Annotated in this window: 22 protein-coding genes; 13 read left to right on the forward strand and 9 right to left on the reverse strand. The window is 71.1% G+C overall.

Features of this window, described 5'->3' with window-relative positions:
• The first annotated feature begins 33 nt into the window (after positions 1 to 33).
• From AB0H93_RS28965 to AB0H93_RS28975, 3 genes are all read left to right on the forward strand, one after another.
• Positions 34 to 684, forward strand: coding sequence for an NUDIX domain-containing protein (locus tag AB0H93_RS28965; protein WP_358576600.1), 651 nt, complete (start codon positions 34 to 36; stop codon positions 682 to 684).
• Positions 685 to 1,015: 331 nt separating this feature from the next.
• On the forward strand, positions 1,016 to 1,696 hold the full coding sequence (locus tag AB0H93_RS28970; protein WP_358576542.1) for an LON peptidase substrate-binding domain-containing protein: 681 nt from the start codon (positions 1,016 to 1,018) through the stop codon (positions 1,694 to 1,696).
• A 30-nt stretch (positions 1,697 to 1,726) separates the two neighbouring features.
• Positions 1,727 to 2,725 (forward strand): hypothetical protein, encoded by a 999-nt coding sequence (locus tag AB0H93_RS28975; RefSeq protein ID WP_358576544.1) that lies wholly within the window; start codon positions 1,727 to 1,729, stop codon positions 2,723 to 2,725.
• A 4-nt stretch (positions 2,726 to 2,729) separates the two neighbouring features.
• On the opposite strand, the gene AB0H93_RS28980 is transcribed toward AB0H93_RS28975, so the two are convergent.
• Positions 2,730 to 3,350: a DUF2567 domain-containing protein gene (locus AB0H93_RS28980; protein ID WP_358576545.1), complete on the reverse strand. Its 621-nt coding sequence runs from the start codon at positions 3,348 to 3,350 to the stop codon at positions 2,730 to 2,732.
• A gap of 155 nt (positions 3,351 to 3,505) precedes the next feature.
• On the opposite strand from AB0H93_RS28980, the gene AB0H93_RS28985 reads away from it, so the two are divergent.
• Positions 3,506 to 5,497 (forward strand): arabinofuranosyltransferase, encoded by a 1,992-nt coding sequence (locus AB0H93_RS28985; RefSeq protein ID WP_358576547.1) that lies wholly within the window; start codon positions 3,506 to 3,508, stop codon positions 5,495 to 5,497.
• Here the strand turns inward: AB0H93_RS28985 and AB0H93_RS28990 are convergent.
• From AB0H93_RS28990 to AB0H93_RS29010, 5 genes are all read right to left on the reverse strand, one after another.
• Entirely contained in the window at positions 5,473 to 6,414 is a 942-nt protein-coding gene (locus tag AB0H93_RS28990; RefSeq protein ID WP_358576548.1) for a hypothetical protein, read from the reverse strand. The genes AB0H93_RS28985 and AB0H93_RS28990 overlap by 25 nt on opposite strands.
• Before the next feature lie 81 nt (positions 6,415 to 6,495).
• A complete protein-coding gene (locus AB0H93_RS28995) occupies positions 6,496 to 7,134 on the reverse strand; it encodes a response regulator transcription factor (protein ID WP_358576549.1) in 639 nt (212 codons plus the stop codon).
• Positions 7,131 to 8,312, reverse strand: a complete 1,182-nt coding sequence (locus AB0H93_RS29000) for a sensor histidine kinase (RefSeq protein ID WP_358576550.1) — start codon at positions 8,310 to 8,312, stop codon at positions 7,131 to 7,133. The genes AB0H93_RS28995 and AB0H93_RS29000 overlap by 4 nt, the downstream gene beginning before the upstream one ends.
• Positions 8,313 to 8,552: 240 nt before the next feature.
• Complete coding sequence (locus AB0H93_RS29005; protein WP_358576551.1) at positions 8,553 to 9,779, reverse strand: cytochrome P450; 1,227 nt, start codon at positions 9,777 to 9,779, stop codon at positions 8,553 to 8,555.
• 168 nt (positions 9,780 to 9,947) lie between these two features.
• A complete protein-coding gene (locus tag AB0H93_RS29010) occupies positions 9,948 to 10,850 on the reverse strand; it encodes a LysR substrate-binding domain-containing protein (protein WP_358576552.1) in 903 nt (300 codons plus the stop codon).
• Positions 10,851 to 10,949: 99 nt separating this feature from the next.
• Here AB0H93_RS29010 and AB0H93_RS29015 point away from each other — a divergent pair, with 99 nt between their 5' ends.
• Positions 10,950 to 11,381, forward strand: a complete 432-nt coding sequence (locus tag AB0H93_RS29015) for a hypothetical protein (RefSeq protein ID WP_358576553.1) — start codon at positions 10,950 to 10,952, stop codon at positions 11,379 to 11,381.
• Positions 11,378 to 12,940 (forward strand): multicopper oxidase domain-containing protein, encoded by a 1,563-nt coding sequence (locus tag AB0H93_RS29020; RefSeq protein ID WP_358576555.1) that lies wholly within the window; start codon positions 11,378 to 11,380, stop codon positions 12,938 to 12,940. Before AB0H93_RS29015 ends, AB0H93_RS29020 begins: the two co-directional genes overlap by 4 nt.
• Before the next feature lie 34 nt (positions 12,941 to 12,974).
• On the opposite strand, the gene AB0H93_RS29025 is transcribed toward AB0H93_RS29020, so the two are convergent.
• Entirely contained in the window at positions 12,975 to 13,988 is a 1,014-nt protein-coding gene (locus tag AB0H93_RS29025; RefSeq protein WP_358576557.1) for an Lrp/AsnC family transcriptional regulator, read from the reverse strand.
• 184 nt (positions 13,989 to 14,172) lie between these two features.
• Between AB0H93_RS29025 and AB0H93_RS29030 the strand changes: the two genes are divergently transcribed.
• The 3 genes from AB0H93_RS29030 (at position 14,173) to AB0H93_RS29040 (ending at position 18,279) form a co-directional block, all read left to right on the forward strand.
• Positions 14,173 to 15,684 (forward strand): AbgT family transporter, encoded by a 1,512-nt coding sequence (locus AB0H93_RS29030; protein ID WP_358576601.1) that lies wholly within the window; start codon positions 14,173 to 14,175, stop codon positions 15,682 to 15,684.
• A gap of 32 nt (positions 15,685 to 15,716) precedes the next feature.
• A complete protein-coding gene (locus AB0H93_RS29035; protein WP_358576558.1) occupies positions 15,717 to 16,868 on the forward strand; it encodes a M20 family metallopeptidase in 1,152 nt (383 codons plus the stop codon).
• Between the two features lie 103 nt (positions 16,869 to 16,971).
• Positions 16,972 to 18,279, forward strand: a complete 1,308-nt coding sequence (locus AB0H93_RS29040; RefSeq protein WP_358576559.1) for an ankyrin repeat domain-containing protein — start codon at positions 16,972 to 16,974, stop codon at positions 18,277 to 18,279.
• Positions 18,280 to 18,324: 45 nt separating this feature from the next.
• Here AB0H93_RS29040 and dnaE read toward each other — a convergent pair whose 3' ends face one another.
• Complete coding sequence (gene dnaE / locus AB0H93_RS29045) at positions 18,325 to 21,909, reverse strand: DNA polymerase III subunit alpha (protein WP_358576560.1); 3,585 nt, start codon at positions 21,907 to 21,909, stop codon at positions 18,325 to 18,327.
• Positions 21,910 to 22,118: 209 nt separating this feature from the next.
• Between dnaE and AB0H93_RS29050 the strand changes: the two genes are divergently transcribed.
• The 4 genes from AB0H93_RS29050 (at position 22,119) to AB0H93_RS29065 (ending at position 26,042) form a co-directional block, all read left to right on the forward strand.
• Complete coding sequence (locus tag AB0H93_RS29050; RefSeq protein ID WP_358576561.1) at positions 22,119 to 23,075, forward strand: AsnC family protein; 957 nt, start codon at positions 22,119 to 22,121, stop codon at positions 23,073 to 23,075.
• A gap of 146 nt (positions 23,076 to 23,221) precedes the next feature.
• Entirely contained in the window at positions 23,222 to 24,322 is a 1,101-nt protein-coding gene (locus tag AB0H93_RS29055) for a Re/Si-specific NAD(P)(+) transhydrogenase subunit alpha (protein WP_358576563.1), read from the forward strand.
• 38 nt (positions 24,323 to 24,360) lie between these two features.
• Positions 24,361 to 24,666, forward strand: a complete 306-nt coding sequence (locus AB0H93_RS29060) for an NAD(P) transhydrogenase subunit alpha (RefSeq protein ID WP_093261552.1) — start codon at positions 24,361 to 24,363, stop codon at positions 24,664 to 24,666.
• Positions 24,663 to 26,042, forward strand: coding sequence for an NAD(P)(+) transhydrogenase (Re/Si-specific) subunit beta (locus AB0H93_RS29065; RefSeq protein ID WP_358576565.1), 1,380 nt, complete (start codon positions 24,663 to 24,665; stop codon positions 26,040 to 26,042). The genes AB0H93_RS29060 and AB0H93_RS29065 overlap by 4 nt, the downstream gene beginning before the upstream one ends.
• A 13-nt stretch (positions 26,043 to 26,055) precedes the next feature.
• Here the strand turns inward: AB0H93_RS29065 and AB0H93_RS29070 are convergent, their stop codons facing one another.
• Positions 26,056 to 26,355: a hypothetical protein gene (locus AB0H93_RS29070; protein WP_358576567.1), complete on the reverse strand. Its 300-nt coding sequence runs from the start codon at positions 26,353 to 26,355 to the stop codon at positions 26,056 to 26,058.
• Positions 26,356 to 26,364 lie beyond the last annotated feature (9 nt).

Genomic DNA, 26,364 nt, shown 5'->3' on the forward strand with positions numbered 1-26,364 from the left:
AGTTGTGCGGACAAGAGCGACGCTGGTCACGAAGTGCTCGCCGGAGTCCTCCAGATCCGCGACGACGGGCTGCAGGTGCTGCTCTGGCAACGCGCCCGGGAACCGGACGTGCACCGCTGGTCACTGCCCGGCGGGCGGCTCGCGGCGACCGAGGACGTCGAGACCTCCATCCGCCGCCAGCTGGCCGAGAAGGTAGACGTGCACAAGCTGTCCCACGTCGAGCAGCTCTCGGTGTTCAGCAACCCGGACCGGGTGCCCGGCCGCCGGGTGGTCGCCACCGCGTTCCTCGGCCTGGTGCCCTCCGACATCGATCCCGAGGTGCCCGCCGACACCGCCTGGCACCCGGTCGACGCGCTGCCGCCGACGGCCTTCGACCACGAGCTGATCGTGCTCGCCGCGCAGGACCGGCTGCGCGCGAAGCTGTCCTACACCAACATCGGCTTCGCGCTGGCCCCGGCCGAGTTCACCGTCTCGGAGCTGCGCCGGATCTACTCCGCCGCGCTCGGCTACCAGGTCGCGGCGACGAACCTGCAGCGCGTGCTGTCGCGGCGGGGCGTGCTGGAACCCACCGGCCGGACGGTGCCCGCGGGCCCGGCCGGCGGCCGCCCGCCCGCGCTGTTCCAGTTCACCTGCCGGGACCTGCAGGTCACGGACCCCTTCGCGGTGTTCCGCCCGCCGGCGTGACGAGCGGAAGCCGACACGTCTAAAAGATCGTTTCGCAACTATCACCGCGACGCCGGAATCAGGCCCATCCAAGCCGCCGCGAGCGGCGCAGCCGCTTAGCCCACGTACGCAACCGGCACCGCCGCGGGTTCACGGCGCCCACCCCTCTGGGGTTCTCCCCGCGAGGACAGCCCCGACGTGGCGTATTGGACATACGTGATGTCGGGGATCCCACAGCGAGAAGACCGCAGCAACTCCCGCAGGGGGGCCGCCACCCGCGCCGCCACGCAAGACGAGTCTGGAAACGCTTCACCGTGGTGCCATCGGGTGATTCGGCACGTAGGTTTGGGGCGTGACTGACGTGCTGCCGTTGTTCCCGCTGGGCTCCGCGCTGCTGCCGGGCGGCCACCTGCCGCTGCACATCTTCGAGCCGCGCTACCGGCAGCTGGTCACCGACCTGGTCGGCGAGGAGCTGCCCGACCGCCGGTTCGGCGTGGTGGGCATCCGCCAGGGCTGGGAGGTCGGCGAGGACAACGTCGACTCGATGTACGACGTCGGCTGCTCGGCGCTGCTGGACCAGGTGCGGCAGCTGCCCGGCGGGCGCTACGACATCAGCGCCGCCGGCGAGCGGCGGTTCCGGCTGCTGCAGATCGACCGGACCGCGGCGCCGTACCTGATGGCCGAGGTCGAGTGGCTGCCGGACACCGCCCCGGAGCACGACTCGCCGGCCCGCCGCGAGCACCTGATCACCGCCGCCCGCTCGGCCCACCAGCGCTACCACGAAACCGGCCTGCGCGGCGGGCGGCGCGACGTGCCCACCGAGGACGCCGATGCCGCGGCGCTCTCCTACCTGCTGGCCGACGATTGCGTGCTGACCGTCGAGGACCGGCAGGAGCTGCTGGCCGAGACCGATCCGCTGGAGCGGCTGCGCAGCATCCGGCGGTTGCTGCTGCGGGAGGCCGAGTTCCTCCGCGAGCTCCGCGCGGTTCCGGCGCCGCTGACCGAATTCGCCCAACACGCCAGCGTCAACTGAGGTACTCGCGCGCCTCGCTAGGATCGCCGCATGTCATCACCTGGCAACTGGGGCTCCAACGAGTACGGGCAGTACGACCCGATCACCGGACAGCCCATCGCGGGCAATCCCGGCGGATCGGCGCCGCAACCCGGCGCGCAGTACCAGGGGTTCGGCACGTTCTCGCAACCCCAGCAGCCGCAGCAACAGCCGCAGCAGCCGCCGCAACAGCAGCCGGTCCATCCGGGCATGGCCGGCGGCTACCCGGTGCAACCGGCTCCGCCGGGCAAGAGCCGCGGGCCGCTGATCGCGGCGATCGCGCTCGCCTCGGTAGCCGTGATCGCCATCGTCACGACGATCGTCGTGCTCAGCACCTCCGGCGGCCCGTCGGTGGCGTCGCCGCCGCCCCCGGCCCGCACCAGCTCGCCCACCAAGCCGACCACCAGCGCACCGCCGCCCACTTCGGGGGTGGCCAACCCGAACCTGACGCCGGTGGTGGGCGGCTGGCAGGTGGCGACCGTGCCGAAGCGGGGCGCGGTCTACGACCTGCCGGCCGGCCAGGGCTGGAAGCTCGACCCCAACCCGGAGAACGTCCACGCCTTCGGCCCGCCCGACGACCCGGTGACGATGACCGGCGTCGCCGACTACATGGAAGGCTTCTGCCCCGGCGACGCCGGCAGCTTCCGGGCGACCACGGGCGTGAGCGCGCGCAAGGGCCCGGACGACACCACGGTGGCCAACGAGACGGCGCAGAAGCTCGCCGAACTCGCTTACGTCCGCGACGGCAACAAGCCCCTGGTCGTCCTCGGCCCGCCGGAGCAGGTGCAGCTCCCCGGCGGCCTCCCGGCCGTCCGGGTCACCGCCCGCGTCACGCTGATGGCGCCCGGCCCGTGCGACTCGAAGAACGCCGCGGTCAGCGTGCTCGCCACCAACAGCGACGGGCAGAGCTCGATGGTGTTCCTGGCCGTCGCCGATCAGGACGTGCCGGACGCGGTCCCGATCGACACGCTGAACAAGATGACCCAGTCCCTGCGCGCGATGCCGAAGTGATCGCTCAGCGCAGCCGGCGGCCGAGGTCGTCGAGGCCGTTCCAGGAGGCGGCGAGGCCGTAGCCGAGCGCGACGCCCATCGGCTGGAACAGCAGCACCCAGCCGCTGGCGACCTGCGGGGCCACCGTGATCAGGTCGCCCAGCTCCGCGTTCGGCGGCATCGCGTGGAGGCCCGCGGCGAACGAGGTGCCCATCTGCACGCCCAGCCACGACGCGATCAGCGCGCCGAGCACACCGGCGACGAGCAGCACCGGGCCGCGGCGCCCGCGCAGCAGCCACAGCACCGCGGCGGTCATCAGCCCGGCGGCGAAGGCGAGCAGGGCGAAGATCGCGATCGCGTCGAAGTCGTGGTAGCCCTCCACCAGCAGCGGGGTCAGCCTTCCCCGCTCGCCGAGCACGCTCTCCTGCGGCGGCGCCAGCCGCGACCACACCCAGCCGATCGGCAGGCCCAGCAGCGCGATCAGCGACACCGCGCTCACCGCGGGCAGCAGGTCGGCCTTGACCACCACGGGCGGCACCGGCGGGGCCAGTCGCGGCACCGGCACTTCCGCCGCGGCATCGGCCCTGGGCTCGATCCGCTCCGGGACGGCGCGCGTGCCGCCGGACTCCACCGGGCTGTCCGCCACCCGCCGACCTCCTCCTAGCGGCTATCACGACCGTTCTGCTGCGTCACCCTAGCGTTCCGCCGCGCCCTGCCAGCATCACCCGATGGCGGGGCGCAGGGCGCACATCAACTATTCTGCGCGAGCCCCCATGTCAGCTACGCCTAAGGACGCGCGAAGTGGCGGGAATCCTGCCGAGTCCGCTGTTGACCGGACCGAGCCCGATCGACGAACCTCGCCGAAATTCGGCCGTCCGGCTGCCGCTGCGCAGCACCGTCGTCGAGCTGCTGCTGGGCGCGTTCGTGGCGGCTGTGGTGAGCCTGGTGCTGCAGTTCGCCATCGCCAGGTTGAGCATCAGCGAGCCCAGCTTCGCGCCGGAGGCCCTCGCGGCCGTCAGCAGCGCGCTGGTGCTGGCAGTGCTGTTCCTGCTGCTGGCGTTCGGGCATCGCCGTTCGCCGTGGTGGGCGCGGGTGTTCGGCACCTGGGTGGCGCTGAGCGCGTTCAGCACGTTCGCGCTCGCGATCCCGTTGCAGGCCACCAGGTTCTACTACGGCGGGTCCTCCGTGGACAACGGATTCCGCCTGCAGTACATGACCCGGATGGCCACCACCCCGGGCCTGGCCGACCTCAACTACGCCGACACCTCCCCCTACTACCCGGGCGGCTGGTTCTGGCTGGGCGGCCGGTTCGCCAACCTCATCGGCTGGGAGGGCTGGGCGGCGTACAAGCCCTACGCGCTGGCCTGGGTGGCGGTGACCACCGTCGTCGCCTTCACGCTGTGGAGCGTCGTGGTGCGCCGCCGGCTCGCGCTGCTCGCGGCGGTGGTGACGGCGCTCGCTGGCATGCTGCACGGCATCGAGGAGCCCTACGCGTGGCCGTCGGCGGCGTGGCTGGCGCCGGTCGCGGTGCTGGCCTGGCACGCGCTGCGCCGCCAGGAGCGCGCTCCGCGGTGGGCGCTCGTCTGCATCGGCGGCTACGTCGGTTTCGCGGCGATCACCTACACCCTGCACTTCGCGTTCGCGGTCCTGATGGTCGTGCTGATGGCGGTGCTCATCGGCGCGTTCCGGGTGCACCAGGGGCAGCGGCTGTGGCCGACGGTGCGGCAGCTGTTCCTGCGGCTGCTGCCGATCGGCATCGTCAGCCTCGTCATCGCGCTGCTGGTCTGGTTGCCGTACCTGCTGTCCACGAACTTCCTGCTGGCCAACCCGCGCAGCGCGGCGCAGCACTACCTGCCCGAGGACGGCGCGTTCCTGCCGGTGCCGATGCTGGAGAGCACCGCGTTCGGGATGCTGTGCCTGGCCGGGCTGGTGTGGCTGCTGCTGCGGTGCCGCCGCAGCGAGGTCGCCGCCGCGATGCTGACCACCGTCCTCGCCGTCTACGGCTGGTTCGTGCTGTCGACGGTGGCGCTGATCGCCAAGACCACGCTGCTGGCGTTCCGGCTCAACGTGATCCTGGACGTGACGCTGGCCGTCGCGGGCGTCTTCGGCCTGCTGGAACTCGTCGGCTACCTGCGGCACAAGCTGGACGCCCGGTACGCGCTGCGGATCAGCATGGTCGCCACCGCGCTCGGGCTGCTCGGCGCGATCACCATCAACCAGGGCGCGATCGGGCTGGCGCTGCAGCCGTCCGTCGAACGCGCCTACGCGGACTACTACCCCACCGGCGACAACGCGATGGGGCAGCGCGATCCGCAGGAGCTCGGCTCGTGGACCCCCGCCGAGATCGCCGCGATCGCCGAGCTGACCGGCCGCAAGCCGGAGCACAACGTGCTGCTCACGACCGACTACAAGCTGATGTCCTTCAAGCCCTACTGGGGTTTCCAGCAGGAGACGCCGCACTACGCCAACCCGCTGGCGGACTACCAGGAGCGGGCCGCCGAGATCCACCGGTGGACGACCGCGAAGACCGCCGACGAGTTCCTCGGCATGCTGCGCGACAGCCGGTTCAAGACGCCCAACGTCTTCGTCCTGACCAACCCGGCGAGCCCCTACTCCACAGTGGAGCTCCCGGATGACGAGGCGGGCAAGCTGGTGCTGCAGCTGAAGGGCGACGCCTTCCCGCAGCTGCCGAACGTCCGGGACTACGACGTCTACTTCGACCCGGCGGTGTTCGACTCGCCCGCCTTCGCCAAGCGCGAGGTCGGTCCCTACACCATCATCGCGCTGCGCTGACCGGTGCTGCGGCGGATCTTGTAGTTCACCGCCGCCAGCGCCAGGGCGATCGACCACAGCGGCCAGAGGAACATCGGCAGCCAGACCAGCACGTGTTCGAGGCCGAACCCGGTTTCGGCGAACAGCATCGTCAGGATCACTTTGGACGCCGCGAGCACGAGCACGGACACGGTCAGCGCGGGCACGACGGCCAGGTCGACCGGGACCGGCCGCCCGGCGGCACCGGGGATCCAGCGCGGGAAGCGCTCGCCCCAGGGCCGGATCAGCCCCCAGGTGAGCGCCGCGCCGCCGGTCGCCGCCAGGGCCAGGCCGAGCCCGGCCAGCACCGCGTCGCGATCCATCGGCAGGTCGAAGCCCGGCACCTGCAGCGCCATCAGCACCCGCGTGGCGGCGTAGACCAGCGGCGCCTCCATGGCGATCTTGGTCCATCGCCGGGTCCGCGCGGCCGCCCGCTCCGGGTCCTGAGCTGCGGCGTTCTCCGTTGCCCGGCTCACCAGCACCCACAGCAGGCTCGCGGCGGCAGCGGCGATCCCGACCTGCACCAGCAGCGACGGCGAGAGGTAGATGCCGAGCCTGTCGGAGTGCCCGGTCAGGGCCGAGAACGCCATGAACGGCAGGTATCCGATGGCGGCCAGCACGCCGGAGTCCAGCAGCAGGGCCAGCGCGCCGACCGCGGCCACCCCGGCGATCCGGCTGCGCCCCCGCACCGCCGCGACGAGGGTGAGCGCGCCTACCGCGGCCAGCACCAGGTGCGCGGCGGGTTGCGGCAGGAACAGCAGCGATCGCCCGAAGCTGTCATCCGCCACGGCGAGCGGGTTGGGGTTTCCGGTCGCCCAGCACAGCAGCGAGATCGCGATCAGGGCCAGTCCGGTGATTCCGGCCAGGTAGACCGGGAAGCGGTGTCTTTCGCTTGTCATGCCCCGATGTTCGCCGGGAGCACCCCTCGCGGACCTCCTCCGCGACGACCCGACTTCCTCCTCCTCAGGGAGGAGGCGCGGTCACACCACGCCGTTCTCGTAGGCCCAGATCACCGCGTGCAGGCGGTCGCGGACCGCGAGCTTGCGCAGGATCGCGCCGACGTGGGTCTTCACCGTCGTCTCCGCCAGGTGCAGCTCGGCGCCGATCTCGGCGTTGGACGAGCCGCGCGCCAGCGAGATGAGCACGTCGCGTTCCCGGGCGGTCAGCGCCTCCCACTCCGGGCGGTGCCGGGGCGCCGCGCGGCGGGCGAGTTCCAGCAGGCTCCCGGTCGCGCGGGGCGAGACGATCGAATGTCCCTTGTGGACCGTCCGGACCGCTTCGACGACGTCCTCGCCCGGCGTGTCCTTGGTGAGGAATCCGCTGGCGCCGGCCCGCAGCGCGGCGAACAGGTTCTCGTCGAGGTCGAACGTGGTCAGGACCAGCACGCGGGTGCCGGGCACCTCGCCGGTGATCAGCCCGGTCGCGGCGATGCCGTCCAGGCCGGGCATCCGGATGTCCATCAGCACCACGTCCACCCGGCGGGCCCGGCACGCCTCGACGGCCTCCCGGCCCGTCGACGCCTCGGCCACGCACTCCAGGTCGTCGTGCAGGCCGATCACGGTGGTCAGCGCGGACCGGATGAGCTGCTGGTCGTCGGCGACGACGACTCGGATCGTCATCGCGCGGAATACCCGAACTCGGCCCGGACCTCGGTCCCGGCACCGGGCTCGCTGCGCACCACGAAATCGCCTCCGATCTGCCGCATCCGTTCGGCCATGCCGACGATGCCATAGCCGCCGCGCGCGGTGAGATCGGCCGCGGTGCCCGGCCCGTCGTCCGACACCGCCACCACGAGCCGGTCCGCGCCCCAGTCCAGGGCGACCCGGCAGGAGACCCCGGATCCGACGTGCTTGAGGGCGTTGGTGACCGATTCCTGGACGATCCGGTAGACGGCGTGGCGCTGCGCGGTGCTGATCTCGCGCGGGGTGCCGGTGCCGACCAGCTCGACGTCGGCGCCCGTGCCGCGGAACTTCTCGACCAGCTCGGCGAGATCGCCGCCGGTCTCGATGCTCTCGTCGCCGGCGCGCAGCACGCCGAGCATGCTGCGCATCTCCCCCATCGCCTCCCGGCCGACCTCCACCGCCGTGCCGATCATCGCCCGCGCCTTCTCCGGATCGCGGTCGAAGACCAGCCGCGCGGTGTCGGCCTGGGCGAGCACGACGGCCAGCGAATGCGCGGCCACGTCGTGGATCTCCCGGGCGATCAGCCGGCGCTCGGCGGCGATGGCGTCGCGCACCTGCTGCTCGCGCAGCAGCTCCGCCTGCGCCGCGCGCTCTTCCAGCGAGCGCACGTAAGCGACCCTGATCCGCCGGTACCGGCCGAGCGCCCAGGCCGCGAGCACCGATCCGACCGCCCCGGCCCCCAGGCCGACGACGGCGGGCCAGTCGATCGCGGGCTCCGGGTAGCCGAAAAGCACCCGCGCCACGACGATCGCGGCGCCGAGCAAGCCGCACAGCACCGGCAGCGCGGACCGCTCGGCGTACGCGACGACCGAGTACAGCAGCACCGGGTAAATCAGCGAGAACGGCAGCAGCACCGGCGAGACGTCGCCGGGGATGTCCGGCAGCGCGACCAGCACCATCATCGCGACCGAGCCCGCAACGAACGCCCCGGTCGGCCGCACCCGGCGGAAGGCCAGGCTCGCGGAGAGCCAGACCGAAACCGCGAGGAGCGCCGCCGACAGCAGCGGATCGGCGCCGCGCACGGCGGTCAGCGACGTGCCGCCGGCCAATGCGAGGACGAGCACCGCCACCACGCCGTCGGCCACCAGCGGTCGGCCCGGCCACGAGATCCGCATCGGACCAAGGTAGCCGCGCCACCCGGCCCGGAACCTCCTCCTCGAGGAGGAGATCGTCCCACGCCCGCGTGACCGCAATTTCCATTGAAATCGAATGTCCAATTTCCATTGAAATTGCGGACCCTCAACCTCGGACCGGCACCTCCACCGCGTGTGGTCGCAGTTTCAATTGAAACTGGAAGTCCGATTTCAGCCGGTGGGCCGCAGTTTCAATTGAAACTGCGGCCCACCCATCTCGGATCAGCGGGTTCCGGGGTGGACCGGGAGGCTGCGGAGGCCGTGGATCAGGCTGCTGAAGCGCCACTGGGCATCCTCCACCGAGCCGACCGGCCGGAGGTTCGGGAAGCGCTCGACGAGGTGCCGGATCGCGATCTGCGCCTCCAGGCGGGCCAGCTGCGCGCCCAGGCAGAAGTGGATGCCGTGGCCGAAGGCCAGGTGGCCGTGCGCGTCGCGCTCGATGTCGAAGCGCTCCGGCTCGGCGAAGCGCTCCGGGTCGTTGTTCGCCGAGGCCAGCCCCACCCAGACGATCTCGCCCGCCGGGATCTCCACGCCGCCGACCTCGACCGCCTCGGCAGTGTGCCGGAACGTCCCGTGGATCACCGGGCCGTCGAAGCGCAGCATCTCCTCGACGGCGGCGGGCACCAGCCCCGGATCCGCCACCAGCGCCGCCCACTGATCGGGGTTGCGCAGCAACGCCAGTACGCCGTTGCCGATCAGGTTCACCGTCGTCTCGTGCCCGGCGAGCAGCAGCAGGAACACCATCGAGATCAGTTCATGCTTGCTGAGCCGATCCTCGTCCTCGGTGGCCTCGATGAGCCCGGTGAGCAGGTCGTCGGCCGGTTCGCGGCGCTTGATCTCGATGAGCTCGATCAGGTACTTGGCCATCGCCTCGGCGGCCTGCTTGGCCGACTCGTGGTCCGAGGCGTCCACCAGGGTGTTGGTCCAGGCCCGGAAGTCGTCCCGGCGGGTCTCATCCACTCCGAGCAGCTCGGAGATCACCTGCATCGGCAGCGGGAACGCGAACGCGTCCAGCAGGTCCACTTCGGACTCATCGGCCATCGCGTCCAGCAGTCCCGCGCTGATCTCCTCGACGCGCGGGCGCATGGCCTCCACCCGGCGCGCGGTGAACGCCTTGACCACCAGCTTGCGCAGCCGGGTGTGGTCCGGCGGGTCCATGTTGAGCATGTGCTCGGCCATTTCGCTGGCGAACTCCCGGCGGGCTGCCTCCGGCGGCAGCTTCTCGTTGATCACCAGCTTGAGCCGGGTGACGTCCTTGCTGAGCCGGGAGTCCGCCAACGCGGCGCGTGCGTCGTCGTAGCGGGTGATCACCCAGACTTCCAAGCCGTCCCTGGTGACCATCCGCTGCACCGGGGTGGTGACCCGCAGCTTGTCGTACCGGGCGTGCAGGTTCTGCACGAACTCGTGGTCGAAGACGGGAAGATCGGTGTGCGCCTCGGTGGTGGACATCGGATTCCTTCGTACTAGGCAATCGTTGACCCTGAAATCCAGTGAACTCCTTTCACGTCCGGCTGTCACACCGATCTGAGAGCCCGCTCAGCTATGCGCGTTCGGCCGCGCGCCGCCGCCGCCGAACGGCGCAACACCCGTGGCGGAAAGCGTTCTTCGACCGATTCGTCACCTCGCCGCTTCGCTGCGGATTGCGTCGGTGACGTGCTCCCGGAACCGCCGCGCGGCCGCGGAGAGGTAGGCATCCCGGCGCCACACGAACGACAGGGTGCGGTGGCAATCGGGCGAATCGACGCGCAGGAGCGCCAGCGGCGCCACGTCGTGGTGGCCGGCCATCTCCGGGACGAAGCCGACGCCGAGCCCCATGCTGATCAGGAATGCCGTCCCGCCCGGTTCGTTGCCCTCGCAGGCGATCGACAGCTGTTGCCCCGCGGCGGCGAACAACCGCTCCGCCAGCACTCGCGGCCAGTAGCCGTGGTCGGTGGTGATGAACGGCTCGCCCGCGAGTTCCTCGATGCCGACGCTCTCCCGGGACGCCAAGCGGTGTCCGGCCGGGACCGCGAGCAGCACCTCCTCGCGCAGCACCTCGGCCACCTCCAGCGCCGGGTCGTCCACCGGCTGCGACGACAGGCAGAGGTCCACCTCGCCGTGGCGCAGCCGTTGCAGCATCACCTCCGCCGGCGCCTGGTAGAGCCGCACGTCGACGCCCGGGTGCTCGGCGCGGAAGCCGACCAGCGCGGAGACGACCGTGTACATCGTTTCGGAGGCGACCACGATGCTGCCGTGCGCCAGCCCGGCCGCGTCGGCGAGCTCCTGCCTGCCGTCGTCGAGCTCCCCCAGCGCCCGGTCGACCCTCCGCAGGAACGCCGCGCCGAAGCGGTTCAGCCTGATGTGGCGCCCCTGCCGGTCGAACAGCGGGACGCCGAGCTCGGTCTCCAGCCGCGCGATGGTGCGGCTCAGCGACGGCTGGGAGACCCGCAGCTCCACCGCGGCCCGGCTGATGTGTTCGTGGCGCGCGACGGCCTGGAAGTAGCGCAGCGGCAGCAGGTCCATCAGATCATCATGCCTCATGGGACATGAGTACATAGCGAAATTGGCCTTGGAAGGCATCGAAGAACGCCATTAACGTCGCAATCGCTCCGAGAATCCCGACCATTCAGGAAGAACGCGATGGGACCGTCCACTTCGGCCGAACCGGCCGCACCTGCCCGAGACCGGACCCGTCCGGCGTTGTTCGCGCTCCGCCTCGTCGCGGCGGCCCACGCGGTGGCCATCTTCGGGCAACCGGTGTTCGCGGGCGTTTTCCTCAGCGGCGACTACGACATGCTGCACAACCACGCCGTCGGCGCCGACGTCGTCTTCTACCTCGCCCTGGTGCAGCTGGTCGCCGCGATCGTGCTGTGGGCGCTGCGCGGCGCGCGCTGGCCGAGCGCGGTGGCCCTGCTGATCGTCCTCGGCGAAACGGTCCAGTACTTCGCCGGCCTGAACGGCGCGCTCGACCTGCACTTCCCGCTGGGCGTCGCGCTGATCGTCCTGACCGTCACCTCGCTGATCGCGCTCCTGCGGCCGAGCACCCTGGGCCTTCCGAAGGTGACCCGATGAGCGGCCGGTTGGGACGCCGCCGGTTCCTCGGCCTCACCGGCGGCGCCGGGCTGGTGCTGGCCGCCGGGCTGGGCGGCCCCCAGCTGCTGGCGCAGCGCACCTCGACCGGCGCGATCCTGCGCAGCGCCATCCGGCCGCCCGCCCCGTTCCAGCTGCCGCTGCGCCTGCCGCCGGTGCTCGAACCCGTTGCGCGGGACGGGAAAGCCGATCACTACGAGATCACCGCCCGGGAGGCGGCGGCGGAGATCCTGCCCGGCGTGCGCACGCCGATCTGGGGCTACGAAGGCATCTTCCCCGGCCCGACCATCGAATCCCGGCGCGGTCGCCCCGCGATCGTCCGGCACCGCAACGACCTTCCGGTGCCGACCGTCGTGCACCTGCACGGCGGGCACACCCCGCCGGAGTCCGACGGCTACCCCACCGACCTGATCCTGCCCGCCCGGGGCTGGTCCGGCGGCCACCACTCGATGCACGACCCGGCGGCCGTGATCACCGAAGGCACGCGCGACTACACGTTCCCGCTCGACCAGCGCGCGGCGCTGCTCTGGTACCACGACCACCGGATGGACTTCACCGGCCCGGCGGTGTACCGCGGGCTGGCCGGGTTGCACATCGTGCGCGACGACGAGGAGGACGCCCTCCCGCTGCCGCGCGGCGAGCGCGAGATCCCGTTGCTGATCACCGACCGGGCGTTCGCCGCGGACGGCTCCTTCGACTACCCGTCGCTCGACCCGTCGCTGACCCGGGTGCCCGGCGTGACCGACCCCTACCTGGCCGGCGTGCTCGGCGACGTCATCCTGGTCAACGGCGTGCCGTGGCCGGTCCACGAGGTGTCGGCGACGCGGCACCGGCTGCGCCTGCTCAACGCCTCCAACGCCCGCCGCTACGAACTCGCGCTGGACCCGCCGCCCCCGGACGGCCCGGCGTTCGTGCAGATCGGATCCGACGGCGGCCTGCTCGAATCCCCGCGCGAGCACGGCAGCATCACGCTCGCGTCCGCCGAACGCGTCGACGCGATCGTCGACTTCGGGCGCTACCCGGTCGGCACCGAGGTCACCCTCGTCAACCGGCTGGGCGCCGGCTCGACGGCGCAGGTGATGCGGTTCCGCGTGGCGCGGCGGGAACGCGACGACACCGCCATCCCGGCACGACTGTCCGAAGTGGAGCCGCTGCGCCGCGAACAGGCCGTGGTGACGAGGGATTTCTCCTTCCGCAGCGGGCGGCACGGCGACCGGCACGGCTGGCTGATCGGCGGCCGCCCGTTCGACACCGGCTACGTGGCGGCCCGGCCGCGGCTCGGCGACGTGGAGATCTGGCGCTTCGTCACCGACCTGCACCACCCGATCCACCTGCACCTGGTGAACTTCCAGGTCCTCTCCCGCGGCGGCCGCGCGCCCGGCCCGCTGGACGGCGGCTGGAAGGACACCGTCGACCTGGGCCCGGGCGAGGCGGTGGAGGTCATCGCCCGCTTCGACGGCTACCGGGGCCGCTACGTCTTCCACTGCCACAACGCGGAGCACGAGGACATGGGCATGATGGCGACCTTCGAAACCGTGTGACCGGCGCCCCCGATCGGCGGCGCCGCCCGGGAGGTCAGCCGTCGGTGGGCAGGCGGGCCTCGCCGAGGCGGTTGCGGTCCCGGCCGATCCAGTAGCGGCGCAGGACGTCCAGGACGACCGAGACCTCGACGGACCGGATGCCCCGCAGTTGCGCCAGGTCGCCGGAGAGGAAGTCCGCCAGGTGCTCCTCGTCCCGGAAGACGCCCTGGTGGATGACCGTCGCGTTGCCCGCGACCATCGACACGTAGCGGGCGGAGGGATGGCCGCCCAGGGCCCGCCCGACCTCGTCGGTGGAGCCCGGTTCGGTGGTCAGCGAGAGCACCACCTCCAGGTGGAAGCCCAGCAGGGCGGGCTCCACCTCGACGCGCGGCCGGACGACCTGCCGCTCCAGCAACCCGGCGATCAGCCGGTGCGCGGTGGACTGGCTGACGCCCAGGTCGCGCGCCAGCTCGCTGGACGTCAGCCGCGCGTCGGCGTGCAGCAACCGGGCCGCCCGGCGCTCGTGCTCGGAAAACCCTTGGGCCGCAGGCCCTTCGGGCTGCTCGATGCGGTGCGGGGCGAGCACGGCGCGCTGGTCGTCGTCGAGCTGGCGCACCCGCCACGCGTCGGCCCGCCCGAAGGGCCGCAGCACCAGGTCCGACTGCGTGGCGACCACCCCGGCCAGGCCCGGGATGCGCCGCGTCAGCAGGTCCTTCACCGCGTCCCGGCGCGCCGGGTGGACCGTGCAGTACACGTCCGCTCGCCCGGTCGTCATGGCGACGTACTGCGCTTCGGGGAGTTCGGCGACGCGGTGGGCGACGTTCTGCAGCTGCCCGGCCTCGGTGGTGATCCAGACGTGCCGGGGATGGGTGTCGGAGAACAGCCGCCAGTCGAGCTGCCCGATCACGCGCAACAGGCGGTCGCCGTGCAGGCGCTGCAATCGCCGCCCGACGGTGCTGGGGGAACTGCCCAGCGCCTCGGCCAGCGCGTTGATGGGCGCCCTAGGCGCCTCCTGCAACGCGGCGACCAGGTTCAGATCGAGCTCGTCCAGCACGGCATCTCCGCCCACATCGTCGATACTAATCCCACATGTTCCCGTTGGATGAATAGATGCACCATCTCGATCGCCACTATTGACAGTTCACGTCATGTCCGATTTGAATGTCGCCCTATCGGAGCAACGACGTGATCGACCGCACCGGGTTAGGAGCTGCAAGGTGACCACCACCGGGGACGCGCGGAGCACGCGCTCGATGTCCTTGCTGCTGCGCTTCCTGCAGGGCGTCGAACGCCTGGGGAACAAGCTGCCGCACCCGTTCTGGCTGTTCACCATGATGGCTGGCCTCGTCATCGCGCTCAGCGCGGTGCTCAGCGCCATCGGCGTCTCCGCGGTGTCCCCCGTGGACGGCAAGACGATCCAGGTGAAGAGCCTGCTGTCGGCCGAAGGCGTGCAGGCGATCATCGGCGACGCGGTCGACAACTTCGCGGCCTTCCCGCCGCTGGCGCTGATCATCGTGGTGATGCTGGGCGTTTCCGTCGCCGAGCACAGCGGCCTGCTCAGCGCGATGCTGCGCGGCAGCGTCACCCGCGTCCCGGCCAAGTACCTGACCTTCGTCGTGGCGCTGGTCGGGATCAGCGGCAGCGTGGCCTCCGACGCCGCCTACGTGGTGCTGATCCCGCTGGGCGCGATGGTGTTCAAGGCCGTCGGCCGGAGCCCGGTCCTCGGCCTGGTGGTGGCGTTCGGTTCGATCTCGGCCGGCTACAACGCCTCGCTGCTGCTGACACCCACCGACGCGATCCTGGCCGGGCTGACCACCACCGCCGCCCACCTCATCGACCCGAACTACACCGTCACGCCGCTGGCCAACTACTACTTCTCGATCGGCTCGGCGATCTTCCTCGCGTTCGTGATCACCCTGATCACGGAGCTCGTGCTCACCAAGCGCACCGCCGGGATGACCACCGACGGCGACGGCGCCCCGGACCAGCAGCTCGGCGAGATGCGGCTGACCGCCGCCGAGCGCCGGGGCCTGCGCAACGCCGGGCTGACCCTGCTGGCCCTCGTCGCGGTGCTGGTGGCGGTGCTGGTGCCCAGCGGCTCGCCGTTCCGCGGCGAGGACGGCGACGTCCTCGGCTCGCCGATCATCACCGGGGTCGCCTACGTCCTGGGCTTCGCCTTCCTGCTCACCGGCGCGGTCTACGGCCGCAGCACCGGATCGATCGGCCGCGCCGCCGAGATCCCCGGCGCGATGGCCAAGGGCGTGGTCGACCTGGCGCCCGTGGTGGTGCTGTTCTTCGCCGCCTCCCAGTTCCTGGCCTACTTCAAGTGGACGCACATCGGCGAGATCATCGCCATCCACGGCGCGGCGCTGCTGCAGGCGGCGAACGTGCACCCGCTCGTCCTGTTCCTCGGCCTAATCGCGCTGGTCACCTGCATCAACCTGGTGATCACCAGCGGCTCGGCGCAGTGGGCGCTGGTCGGCCCGATCCTGGTGCCGATGTTCATGCTGCTCAACGTGTCGCCGGAGACGACGCAGGCGGTGTACCGGATCGCGGACTCGGCGACGAACCTGATCAGCCCGATGAGCCCGTACTTCGCGATGGCGCTCGGCCTCCTGCAGCGGCACCGCAAGGAGGCCGGGATCGGCACGCTCATGTCGCTGACCATCCCGATCTCCTTCGCGGTGCTGGTCAGCTGGACCCTGTTCTTCATCGCGTGGTGGGCGCTCGGCGTGCCGCTGGGTCCGGGCGCCCCGGTGCGATGAACACGCAAGCACGAGCAGAGAGGTGACGACGAGTGAGCAGTGCGACGGCATTGACCGGTGCGGCGGAGCGCGACCTTCCCGAGGTGATCGCCGACCTTCGTCGGCTGGTCGAGCACGAGACCCCCAGCAACGACAAGGCCGCGCTGGACGCCGGGCTCGCCGACATCGCGGACTGGCTCGCCGAGCGGCTGGGCGAGCCGGCCGCGCGGACCCGGCACGACTGCGGCGACCGCGGTGACGTCCTCGACATCACCTTTCCCGGCACCGCGGCCGGAACCGTCCTGCTGCTGTGCCACTACGACACGGTGTGGCCGATCGGGACCCTGGCGGACTGGCCGTTCACCGTCGAGGGCGACCGGATCACCGCGCCGGGCTGCCTGGACATGAAGCTCGGCATCGTCCACGGCGTGTGGGCGCTGCGCCTGCTGCGCGAGCTGGAGATCCCGCACCCGGCGGTGCGGTTCCTGCTCACCGGCGACGAGGAGATCGGCAGCATCGCGTCCCGCCCGCACATCGAGCGGGCCTGCGCCGAGGCCACCGCGACCCTGGTGCTGGAGCCCAGCCGGGAGGGCATGGCCAAGGTCCGCCGCAAGGGCCTGGGCATGTTCGACCTGACGGTCTCCGGCGTCGAAGCGCACGCCGGGCTCGATCCGACGGCCGGCGCGAGCGCGATCCACGCCATCACCGAGCTCGTCCCGCAGATCACCGCCCTGGCGGCGCCGGAGCGCGGCACCACCATCAACATCGGCCTGATCACCGGCGGCACCGGCCGCAACGTGGTGGCCGGCCGGGCGACCTGCGAGATCGACATCCGCATCCAGGACCCGGCCGAGACGGCCCGGATCGACGCGGGTTTCGCCGCGCTGGCGGTCACCGACGACCGGATCAAGTTCGACATCACCGGCGACTGGAACCGGCCGCCGATGAACCCGAACCCACCGTCGGAGCGGCTGTTCGACGCCGCCCGCGCCGCCGCGCAGGACATCGGCCGGGACCTGGAGGGCACCGCCGTGGGCGGGGTGAGCGACGCGAACTTCGTGTCAGCGCTGGGAAAGCCGGTCCTCGACGGCCTCGGCGCGGTCGGCGCCGGGCCGCACTCCCGCGACGAGCACGTGATCCCGCGCGAGTCCCCCGGCCAGATCGCCATGCTCGCGGGCCTGATCGGCCGCCTCCGCGACAGCTGAACCCCGGACCCGTGCGTGCTTCGTGCTGCTACAGCAACACGAAGCACGCACGGGCGTGCCCAAACCGGACCAACGCCGCTCCAGCACCAGGCAAGATCACCGCGTGGATCCAGAAGAAGTCCTCCGCTGCCTGGCCGAAGCCGACGCCGGCCGGCTCCGCCCCGAACTCTGCAACGGGCACTACGTGCTCGTGGAGTACACCGGCGAACACGACCACACCCCGTTCGACGAAGACGAGCTCGACGACGAATTCGACGATTTCGAGGACGACGAGGACGAGGACGAGCTCGAATACGCCGTCGGCATGGCGGTGGGCGACGCCTCGTCGATGTACGAAGCGCTGGACCTGCTGGCGAACCGCATCGACGATGTGGAAGATCCCGAGGAGCACGACCAGACCGAGTACCGCCATCCCGAGGCGGGCGTGGTCGAGTCCCCCGGGCGGCGACTCGTCGCGCGCCTGCTCGACGGCGATTTCGGCGCGATGGGAGTCGTGACGACCGGGTTCTGGAACGATCCTTACCTCGGCCGGGCGCTGATCCGGTTCAACGGCGCGCGCTTCGCCTTCCTCACCAGCGCGGCCCCGCCCCACCAGGAGCTGGCGTACGCCATCGTCGAGCTCCAGCCGACCGGTACCCCGACCGAACAGGACCGCACGCTCGTCGACGCGTGCCGCCGCGGGGATGTGGACGCCATCGCAGCGGCGATCTCAGCAGGCGCGAACGTCAACGCGCCGGACGAACGCGGCATGGCGCCGCTCCACGTCGCCGTGGCGCACCGGAAGCCGGCCGCCGTCGCAGCGCTGCTCGCGGCCGGAGCGCGCACCGATCTCCAGGCCGAGTACGGCAACGCTCCGCACTTCGCGGCGCTGGACGGCAACCAGCGGGTCAAGCCGTGCGCCGCGCAGATCGATGACGACGACCACCGGCAGATCCTGCGGGCGCTCGTCGAGGCGGGAGCCCCGGTGAACGCGACCTCGCTCACGGGCGCGACGATGCTCGACCTGGCGATCAGGAGCCTGCCCTACCCGGAGGGCGACGTGCGCTTCCTCGTCGGCCGCGGAGCGCACAGCGGCGAGCTGGACGGCCAGCCCCTCCACGAGCTGCTCGAAGACCTGCCCTACCAGTCCGCCCGCGCACTGCGGGTCCGGATGAACGAGGTGCGCTTCCTCCTGGAATCGGGGGCGGAGAAGGAGCACGCGCTCAGCGCGCTCATCGGCGACACCGGGTACTACGAGCACGAAGTGCCCGCCGAGACGCTCCTCGAACTGGTCGAGGTGCTGCTGGACCACGGAGCCGAGGACTCCCCTGCGGAGGACAGGAGCACCGCGCTGGAGAACGCCGAGTCCTGGGTCGAACACGGCCTCCCCAACTACCAACCCGTGGTGGACCGGCTACGCGCCGCCCGGTGACACCGGCGCCCTCGGGTCCACTGTGGACCCGAGGGTGCCGCGGCATCAGTACGCCTCGAAGCAGCCCGCGCCGAGCAGGCCCTTCAGCTCGCCCTGCAGACCGGTCTCGGTGGACACGAAGTAGTCGCTGGACAACGCCAGGCGGGTCGTGCCGCGCGGGCTCTGCAGCTTCAGCTGCACCGGCGTGGTGCCCGAGTGCGCCTGCAGCGTCCGCTTCAGCTCCGCCACCAGCGACTGGTCGACCCGGCCCACCGGCACCTTGATCACGAACGCCGGGTCGGTGCCCGGGTCGGTCTCCGCCGCCGAGATGTCCACCGGCACCGCATCCGAGGCGAACACGCTGATCGTGCCCTCCCGCTCGTTGATGCGGCCCTTGACCGCCAGCGCGGTGTCCTCCACCAGGCAGTCGGAGTACATCTCGTAGGACTTCGGGAAGAACAGCACCTCCACGCTGGCGTCCAGGTCCTCCAGCGTGACGATCGCCCACGGGTGCCCGTTCTTGTTGATGCGGCGCTGGATGCCCGAGATCATGCCGGCGATCTTCAGCTGCTCCTTGCCGCCGCCGAACTCCCGCTCGCCGCCGACCAGGTCGGCGATCCCGGTGTCCTGGTAGGGCGCGAGCAGCCGCTCCGCCCCGTCCAGCGGGTGCGCCGAGACGTACAGGCCCAGCATCTCCCGCTCGTAGGACAGCAGCTGCTTGCGCGGCCACTCCTCCGGGGTGAACACCAGGTGCGCCAGCGGCGAGGCGTCCGCGCTGTCCTCCGAGGAGTCCGCGCCGAACAGGTCGAACTGGCCCATCGCCTGCTGCCGCTTCAGCCCGATCACCGCGTCCACCGCGGCCTCGTGGTGCTGCACCAGCGACATCCGGCTGTGCCCCAGCGAGTCGAACGCGCCCGCCTTGATCAGCGACTCGATGACCCGCTTGTTGCAGGCCAGGATCTCCGACTTGTCCAGGAAGTCGGTGAACGACGTGTAGCGGCCCTTCTCCTCGCGGGACTTGACGATCGACGCCACCACGTTGGACCCGACGTTGCGGATCGCACTCATCCCGAAGCGGATGTCGGAGCCGACCGCGGCAAAGGTGTCCTTCGAGTCGTTGACGTCCGGCGACAGGACCTTGACGCCCATCCGGCGGCATTCGGCGAGGTAGATCGCCATCTTGTCCTTGTTGTCGCCGTTGGAGGTCAGCAGCCCGGCCATGTACTCGGCCGGGTAGTTGGCCTTCAGGTACGCCGTCCAGTACGCCACCAGGGCATAACCGGCCGCGTGCGACTTGTTGAACGCGTAGCCGGCGAACGGCAGCACCGTCTCCCAGAGCTTGGTGATGGCCTCGTCGCGGTAGCCGTTCGCCTGCATGCCGGCCTGGAAACCCTCGAATTCCTGGTCCAGGACCGACTTCTTCTTCTTGCCCATCGCGCGGCGCAGGATGTCCGCTCGGCCGAGGCTGTAGCCCGCCACCTTCTGCGCGATCGCCATGATCTGCTCTTGGTAGACGATCAGGCCGTAGGTCTCGTCGAGGATGTCGCGCAGATCCTCTTCGAGATCGGGGTGGATCGGCTCGATCTCCTTGCGGCCGTTCTTGCGGTCCGCGTAGTCGAGGTGCGCGTTGACGTCCATCGGGCCCGGCCGGTACAGCGCGTTGGCCGCCACCAGGTCGCCGAACTCGGTCGGCTGCAGGCGTTTGAGCAGCTCCCGCATGCCGCCACCTTCGAATTGGAACACTCCCAGGCTTTCCCCGCGGGCGAGCATCTCGTAGGTGGTCTTGTCGTCCAGCCCCAGATTGGACAGGTCGATGTCGCGGTCGTGGTTCTCCTTCACCATCCGCAGCGAGTCACCGAGGATCGTGAGGTTCGACAGGCCCAGGAAGTCCATCTTCAGCAGGCCGATGGCCTCGCACGAGGGGTAGTCCCAGCCGGTGATGATCGAGCCGTCGTCGCGCGCCCACAGCGGCACCGTGCCCAGCAGCGGCTGCGAGGAGAGGATCACCGCGCAGGCGTGCACGCCGGCGTTGCGGATCAGGCCCTCCAGGCCGCGCGCGGTGTCGAAGATCTGCGACACCGACGGATCGGTCTCGATCAGGCTGCGGACCTCGGCGGCCTCGGCGTAGCGCTCGTGCTGCGGGTCGACGATGCCCGACAGCGGGATGTCCTTGGCCGCGATCGGCGGCGGCAGCGCCTTGGAGATCCTGTCCGCGATGGCGAACCCGGGCTGGCCGTGGTGCACCCGCGCGGAGTCCTTGATCGCCGCCTTCGTCTTGATCTTGCCGAAGGTGATGACCTGCGCCACCTTGTCGCGGCCGTACTTGTTGATCGCGTACTGCAGCACCTCGTCGCGGCGGCGGTCGTCGAAGTCGAGGTCGATGTCCGGCGGGGAGTCGCGCTCCGGGTTCAGGAACCGCTCGAAGATCAGCCCGTGCTCCAGCGGGTCCAGGTTCGTGATGTGCAGGATGTAGGCCAGCAGCGAACCGGCCGCCGAGCCACGGCCCGGCCCGACGTGGATGCCCTGCGACTTGGCCCACCGCGTGAGGTCGCCCACGACCAGGAAGTACGCGCAGTAGCCCTTGGTGTCGAGCACGTCCAGCTCGACCTTGATCCGGTCCAGGCACTCCTGCGTCGGCCCGTCCGGGTACCGCGTCGGCAGGTACTGCTCGACCTCGGCCTCCAGCAGCTCGCGCTCGCTCCGGCCGGTGCCGTCGGTGACGCGCGGCATCCGGTCCTGGAAGGACCAGACGTCCTCGTAGGACTCGACCATCTCCGCGATCAGCAGCGTGCTGTCCGCCGCGCCCGGGACCTCCTTGTCCCAGTACTCCCGCATCTCGGCCGCGGACTTCAGGTAGTAACCATCACCGTCGAACTTGAACCGCGACTCATCGCTGAGCGTCTTGCCCGACTGCACGCACAGCAACGCGCCGTGCGACTCGGCCTGGTCGACCGTGACGTAGTGGCTGTCGTTGGTCGCCAGCGGCGGGATGCCCAGCTTCTTGGAGATCTCCAGCAGACCCTGGCGCACCGACCGCTCGATCGGCAGCCCGTGGTCCATCAGCTCCAGGAAGAAGTAGTCCTTGCCGAAGATCTCCTGGTACTCCGCCGCCGCCCGCAGCGCCTCGTCGAACTGCCGCAGCCGCAGCCGGGTCTGCACCTCGCCGGACGGGCAACCCGTCGTGGCGATGATGCCCTCGGAGAACTCCGAGATCAGCTCCTTGTCCATCCGCGGCTTGCGGTACATGCCCTCGAAGCTCGCGCGGCTGGACAGCGTGAACAGGTTGCGCAGGCCGGTCGCGTTGCGCGCCACCATCGTCATGTGCGTGTAGGCACCCGCACCCGAGACGTCACCGCCCTCACCGAACTCGTCGGTGCCGCGCTGCTTGGCCTCGCCCCAGAACACCGGCTTCTTGTGGAACCGGCTGCCGGGCGCGAGGTACGCCTCGATCCCGATGATCGGCTTGATGCCGGTCTTGCGCGCCTGCTGGTAGAACTCGTCCGCGCCGAACATGTTGCCGTGGTCGGTCATCCCCACCGCGGGCATGCCCAACCGCTCGGCTTCGGCGAACAACGCCCCCACCTTCGCCGCACCGTCGAGCATCGAGTACTCGGTGTGCACATGGAGGTGAACGAAGGGGTCGACAGGCACGGGAAAGTCCTCCTTCGGCGGGCTTCGGGGAGAGGTGCCAGCCTAACTCCCGGCCCCGACTCGGCCGGAGATTCCCCCGGCGTTGCGCGGTGTTTCCACGCGGGCGGGGTGTGAGCCGCCCCGCTGCCCGGCCGCCCGGTCGCGAAGTCCGGATCAAAAGCACATGCCGTTTACGCTTGGGTCGGGGTGAGCGGGTAGCGTGGCACGACGTGGCTGGCCCTGATCCCGTGGACGTGCGTCTGCTGAGCGTCGTCGCCGAGATGGGCCGTGCGGCGGTTCCCGAGATCGCCGGTCGGCTCGGCATGGACGTGCGCGACGTCGCCGCACGCCTTGCTGCCCTCTCCACGACCGGCCTGCCGCTGATCGTCGGCGTCGAGTGCGACCCCCAGGCCATCCGCAACGCGGTCGCGGCCGCCCAGCACTGGGCCGCGCAGCAGAACATGGCCAGCGGGCCGTACCAGGTGCAGGGGCAGGCCAGCGGCGGCCACCAGGTGCAGCCGTCCGGCTCCTACCCGCAGCCCAGCGGCGGCTACCCGATGCCCACCGGCGGCTACCCGGCGCCGTACGGCGGCCCGAGCGGGCCGCAGCCGTTCGTCCCGGCCGGCCCGCCGGCGACGTCCTTCCAGCAGCAGCCCGCGCCGCCGAACCCGATGAACGTGTGGGGGCCGCCGGGATCGGCCGCCTGGGCCCGCGGCGACCAGCAGTGGCCGGGCGCCCAGGCCGCGCCGCAGCAGCAGCCGGTGCGCACCGGCAAGGTCGGCAGCAAGCTCGACGTCGAGGGCCTGGAGGGCGAGCGGATCACGATCCTGCTCGTGGAGGTCGTGGACCCGGCCGACTTCCTGTTCACCGCGGCCGGCTACGAGCTGCAGGACGGCGAGCGCGCGGTCGTCGTGCACACCGAGCTGACCAACCGCGGGGCGACGCCGTTCGCCTCGCTGCCCGACCTGTACCTGGAGCTGATCACCGAGGACGGCGGGGCGGTGTCGAAGGCGCCGGTGTCGCTGTCCTCCCGCCCACCGCACCGCATCGGCGTGCAGCCGGGCGAAACCGCGGGCGGCCACACGGTGTACGTGCTGCCGGAGAACACGGAGCTCACCAAGGTCCGCTGGACGCCCCGCCCCGGCGACGAACAGCGCACCCTCATGTGGGACATCACCGACCTCTGAGCTCCTCGCCGCGTTCCCGGTCGGCGGGGCCGCAAATCTGGTGAATGCCAGAACTCCCGCCCACCAGTACGTCTGTCCTAGTGATCTGCCGGGGCGAACGGGCGGGTGGTCTTGCGGTTTGCGCCGCGGTGTGACGAGCTGGAGTCATGACCTCTCCGGAGAGCGGTCGCACCAGCGTCGGTGTGCCGCGCGAGACGGTGCCCGGGGAACGCCGGGTCGCGCTCGTCCCGGGCGTGGTGGAGCGGTTGTGCGCGCAGGGCCTCGCCGTCGTGGTCGAGGCCGGTGCCGGGCAGGCCGCGCTGATCCCGGACGAGGCGTTCGCCAAGGCGGGCGCGAGCATCGGCGATCCGTGGTCCGCCGACGTCGTGGTCAAGGTGAACGCGCCGACCGAGGCGGAGATCACCCGGCTGTCGCCCGGGTCGGCGCTGATCGGGTTCCTGGCGCCGCTGACCGATCCGGACATCGCCGACCGGCTGCGGGCCGCCGGGGTGCGGGGCTTCGCGCTGGAGTCGGTGCCGCGCATCTCCCGGGCCCAGTCGATGGACGCGCTGTCCTCGCAGGCCAACGTCGCGGGCTACCGCGCGGTGCTGCTGGCGGCGAGCGAATGCACCCGGTTCTTCCCGATGCTGACCACCGCGGCGGGCACCGTGAAGCCCGCGTCGGTGCTGGTGCTCGGCGTCGGGGTGGCCGGTCTGCAGGCGCTGGCGACCGCGAAGCGGCTCGGCGCCCGCACCACCGGCTACGACGTGCGACCGGAGGTCGCCGACCAGGTGCGCTCGGTGGGCGCCAAGTGGCTGGACCTGGGCGTTTCGGCGGTCGGCGAGGGCGGCTACGCCCGGGAGCTGACCGACGACGAGCGCGCCGAGCAGACCCACCGGCTCAACTCGGCCATCGCCGGCTTCGACGTGGTGATCACCACCGCCCTGGTGCCGGGTCGACCGGCCCCGAAGCTGGTCCCGGCGGAGGCGGTGCGCCGGATGCGGCCGGGCAGCGTGATCGTCGACCTGGCGGGCGCGGCGGGCGGCAACTGCGAGCTCAGCGAGCCGGGGCGAACCGTGGTCGGCCACGAGATCACCATCGCGGCGCCGCTGAACCTCCCGGCGAGCATGCCGGAGCACGCCAGCGAGCTCTACGCCCGCAACGTCCAGGCGCTCCTGGAGCTGATGCTCGTCGACGGCCGCCTCGCGCCCGACCTCACCGACGAGGTCCTCGCCGTCGCCTGCATCACCTGTCCGGACCCGGCATGAGCGTCAACGAGCTTCCACAGGCGACGGGAGGAGGGGCGATGTTCCTGGCCGATCTCGCGGTCCTGGTGCTGGCGGGGTTCGTCGGCTTCGCGGTGATCTCGAAGGTGCCGAACACGCTGCACACCCCGCTGATGTCCGGCACCAACGCCATCCACGGCATCGTGCTGCTCGGCGGCGTGCTCGTGCTCGGGTCCGGGGTGGAGGACCTCGGTTCGCAGCTGCTGGCGCTGGTGGCCATCGTGTTCGGCACCATCAACGTCGTCGGCGGATTCCTGGTCACCGACCGGATGCTGGGCATGTTCAAGCGGAAGCCGGAGGCGACGCGGAAGGGTGCCGACAAGTGATCACCCTGCGCTCGGTGCTCTACATCCTGGCGTTCGCGCTGTTCATCTACGGCCTGATGGGGCTGACCGGCCCGCGCACCGCGGTCCGCGGCAACGCGATCGCGGCGGCGGGCATGGCGGTCGCCGTCGTCGCCACGCTGCTCACCCCGGGCCTGGGCAACTGGTGGCTGATCGTGCTGGGCCTGGTGCTCGGCACGGTCGTCGGCGTGCCCGCCGCGCGGCGGGTGAAGATGACCGCGATGCCGCAGATGGTCGCGCTGTTCAACGGCGTCGGCGGCGGCGCGGTGGCGCTCACCGCGTGGGTGGAGTTCCGGGAGACCACCGGGTTCCAGGGCGAGCCGGCGAACGTGGCGATCTCGACGCTGTTCGCGGCGATCGTCGGCTCGATCTCGTTCTGGGGTTCGCTCGTCGCCTTCGGCAAGCTGCAGGAGATCGTGCCGGGCCGCCCGATCACCGTCGGCCGGCTGCAGATGCCGCTGAACGTGCTGCTGCTGGCCGGGGCGATCGGCTGCGCCGTGGCGATCGGCCTCGGCGGCACCGCCGAACTGCTGATCGTGCCGGTGCTGGTGCTGGCCGGGCTGGCCGGGATCGCGGTGGTGCTGCCGATCGGCGGGGCCGACATGCCGGTGGTGGTGTCGCTGCTCAACGCGTTCACCGGGCTGTCGGCGGCCGCGGCCGGGCTGGCGTTGGGCAACACCGCGATGATCGTGGCGGGCATGCTGGTCGGCGCGTCCGGTTCGATCCTCACCGACCAGATGGCCAAGGCGATGAACCGGTCGATCCCGTCGATCGTGGCCGGCGGTTTCGGCGGCGGCGCGACCGCGGCCCCGGCGGCCACCGACGGCACGGTGCGCTCGGTCAGCGCGGCCGACGTGGCGATCCAGCTGGCCTACGCCGGGCAGGTGATCGTGGTGCCCGGCTACGGCATGGCGGTCGCGCAGGCCCAGCACGCGGTGCAGGACATGGCGAAGTTGTTGGCGGACCAGGGGGTTGCCGTCGACTACGCGATCCACCCGGTGGCGGGCCGGATGCCCGGCCACATGAACGTGCTGCTCGCCGAGGCCGACGTGCCCTACGAGCAGCTCAAGGAGATGGACGAGATCAACGACGAGTTCGCCCGCGCGGACGTCGCGCTGGTGATCGGCGCCAACGACGTCACCAACCCGGCGGCCCGCACCGACCCGAACTCGCCGATCTACGGCATGCCGATCCTCAACGTCGACCAGGCGAAGGCGATCGTCGTCCTGAAGCGCTCGATGCGGGCGGGCTTCGCGGGAGTGGACAACCCGCTCTACACGGACCCGAAGACGACGATGCTCTTCGGCGACGCCAAGGCCTCGGTACGAGAAGTGGTCGAAGAGCTCAAGGCCCTGTGAGGCCGTGCTTTTCTCACGACTCCTTGCCGCGGCGGAAGATGTTCAGCGGGTTGTTGCGCTTGGGGCGCTCCAGCTTGTTGCGGCTGCGGTACTCCAGCGTCGGCCAGTCCCCCGCTTCGCCCCCCGCCTGGTTCGGTTCCGGCGCGCCGAGCACCGACGGCGCCGCCTTCCCCACGTCCTCCGCGCTGATCACGTCGCCGAGGCTGGTGAAACCGGCCGGCGGCGTGTCCGCGTCGGCTCCGGCGTCGAACACCGGTATGCCGCTGGGCGGCGTCGGTGCATCCGAGCCATCGAACGACCTCGACTGTGCCATCAAGCCCCC

Source organism: Saccharopolyspora sp. NPDC050642, from assembly GCF_040654735.1.
Taxonomy (GTDB): Bacteria; Actinomycetota; Actinomycetes; order Mycobacteriales; family Pseudonocardiaceae; genus Saccharopolyspora; species Saccharopolyspora elongata.

Bases quoted from the DNA above. Each gene is read 5' to 3' on its own strand.
- AB0H93_RS28975 (WP_358576544.1), top strand. From the start codon at position 1,727: ATGTCATCACCTGGCAACTGGGGCTCCAACGAGTACGGGCAGTACGAC.
- AB0H93_RS28990 (WP_358576548.1), bottom strand. From the start codon at position 6,414: ATGACAAGCGAAAGACACCGCTTCCCGGTCTACCTGGCCGGAATCACC.
- AB0H93_RS28995 (WP_358576549.1), bottom strand. From the start codon at position 7,134: ATGACGATCCGAGTCGTCGTCGCCGACGACCAGCAGCTCATCCGGTCC.
- AB0H93_RS29000 (WP_358576550.1), bottom strand. From the start codon at position 8,312: ATGCGGATCTCGTGGCCGGGCCGACCGCTGGTGGCCGACGGCGTGGTG.
- AB0H93_RS29005 (WP_358576551.1), bottom strand. From the start codon at position 9,779: ATGTCCACCACCGAGGCGCACACCGATCTTCCCGTCTTCGACCACGAG.
- AB0H93_RS29010 (WP_358576552.1), bottom strand. From the start codon at position 10,850: ATGAGGCATGATGATCTGATGGACCTGCTGCCGCTGCGCTACTTCCAG.
- AB0H93_RS29015 (WP_358576553.1), top strand. From the start codon at position 10,950: ATGGGACCGTCCACTTCGGCCGAACCGGCCGCACCTGCCCGAGACCGG.
- AB0H93_RS29020 (WP_358576555.1), top strand. From the start codon at position 11,378: ATGAGCGGCCGGTTGGGACGCCGCCGGTTCCTCGGCCTCACCGGCGGC.
- AB0H93_RS29030 (WP_358576601.1), top strand. From the start codon at position 14,173: ATGTCCTTGCTGCTGCGCTTCCTGCAGGGCGTCGAACGCCTGGGGAAC.
- AB0H93_RS29055 (WP_358576563.1), top strand. From the start codon at position 23,222: ATGACCTCTCCGGAGAGCGGTCGCACCAGCGTCGGTGTGCCGCGCGAG.
- AB0H93_RS29060 (WP_093261552.1), top strand. From the start codon at position 24,361: ATGTTCCTGGCCGATCTCGCGGTCCTGGTGCTGGCGGGGTTCGTCGGC.
- AB0H93_RS29070 (WP_358576567.1), bottom strand. From the start codon at position 26,355: ATGGCACAGTCGAGGTCGTTCGATGGCTCGGATGCACCGACGCCGCCC.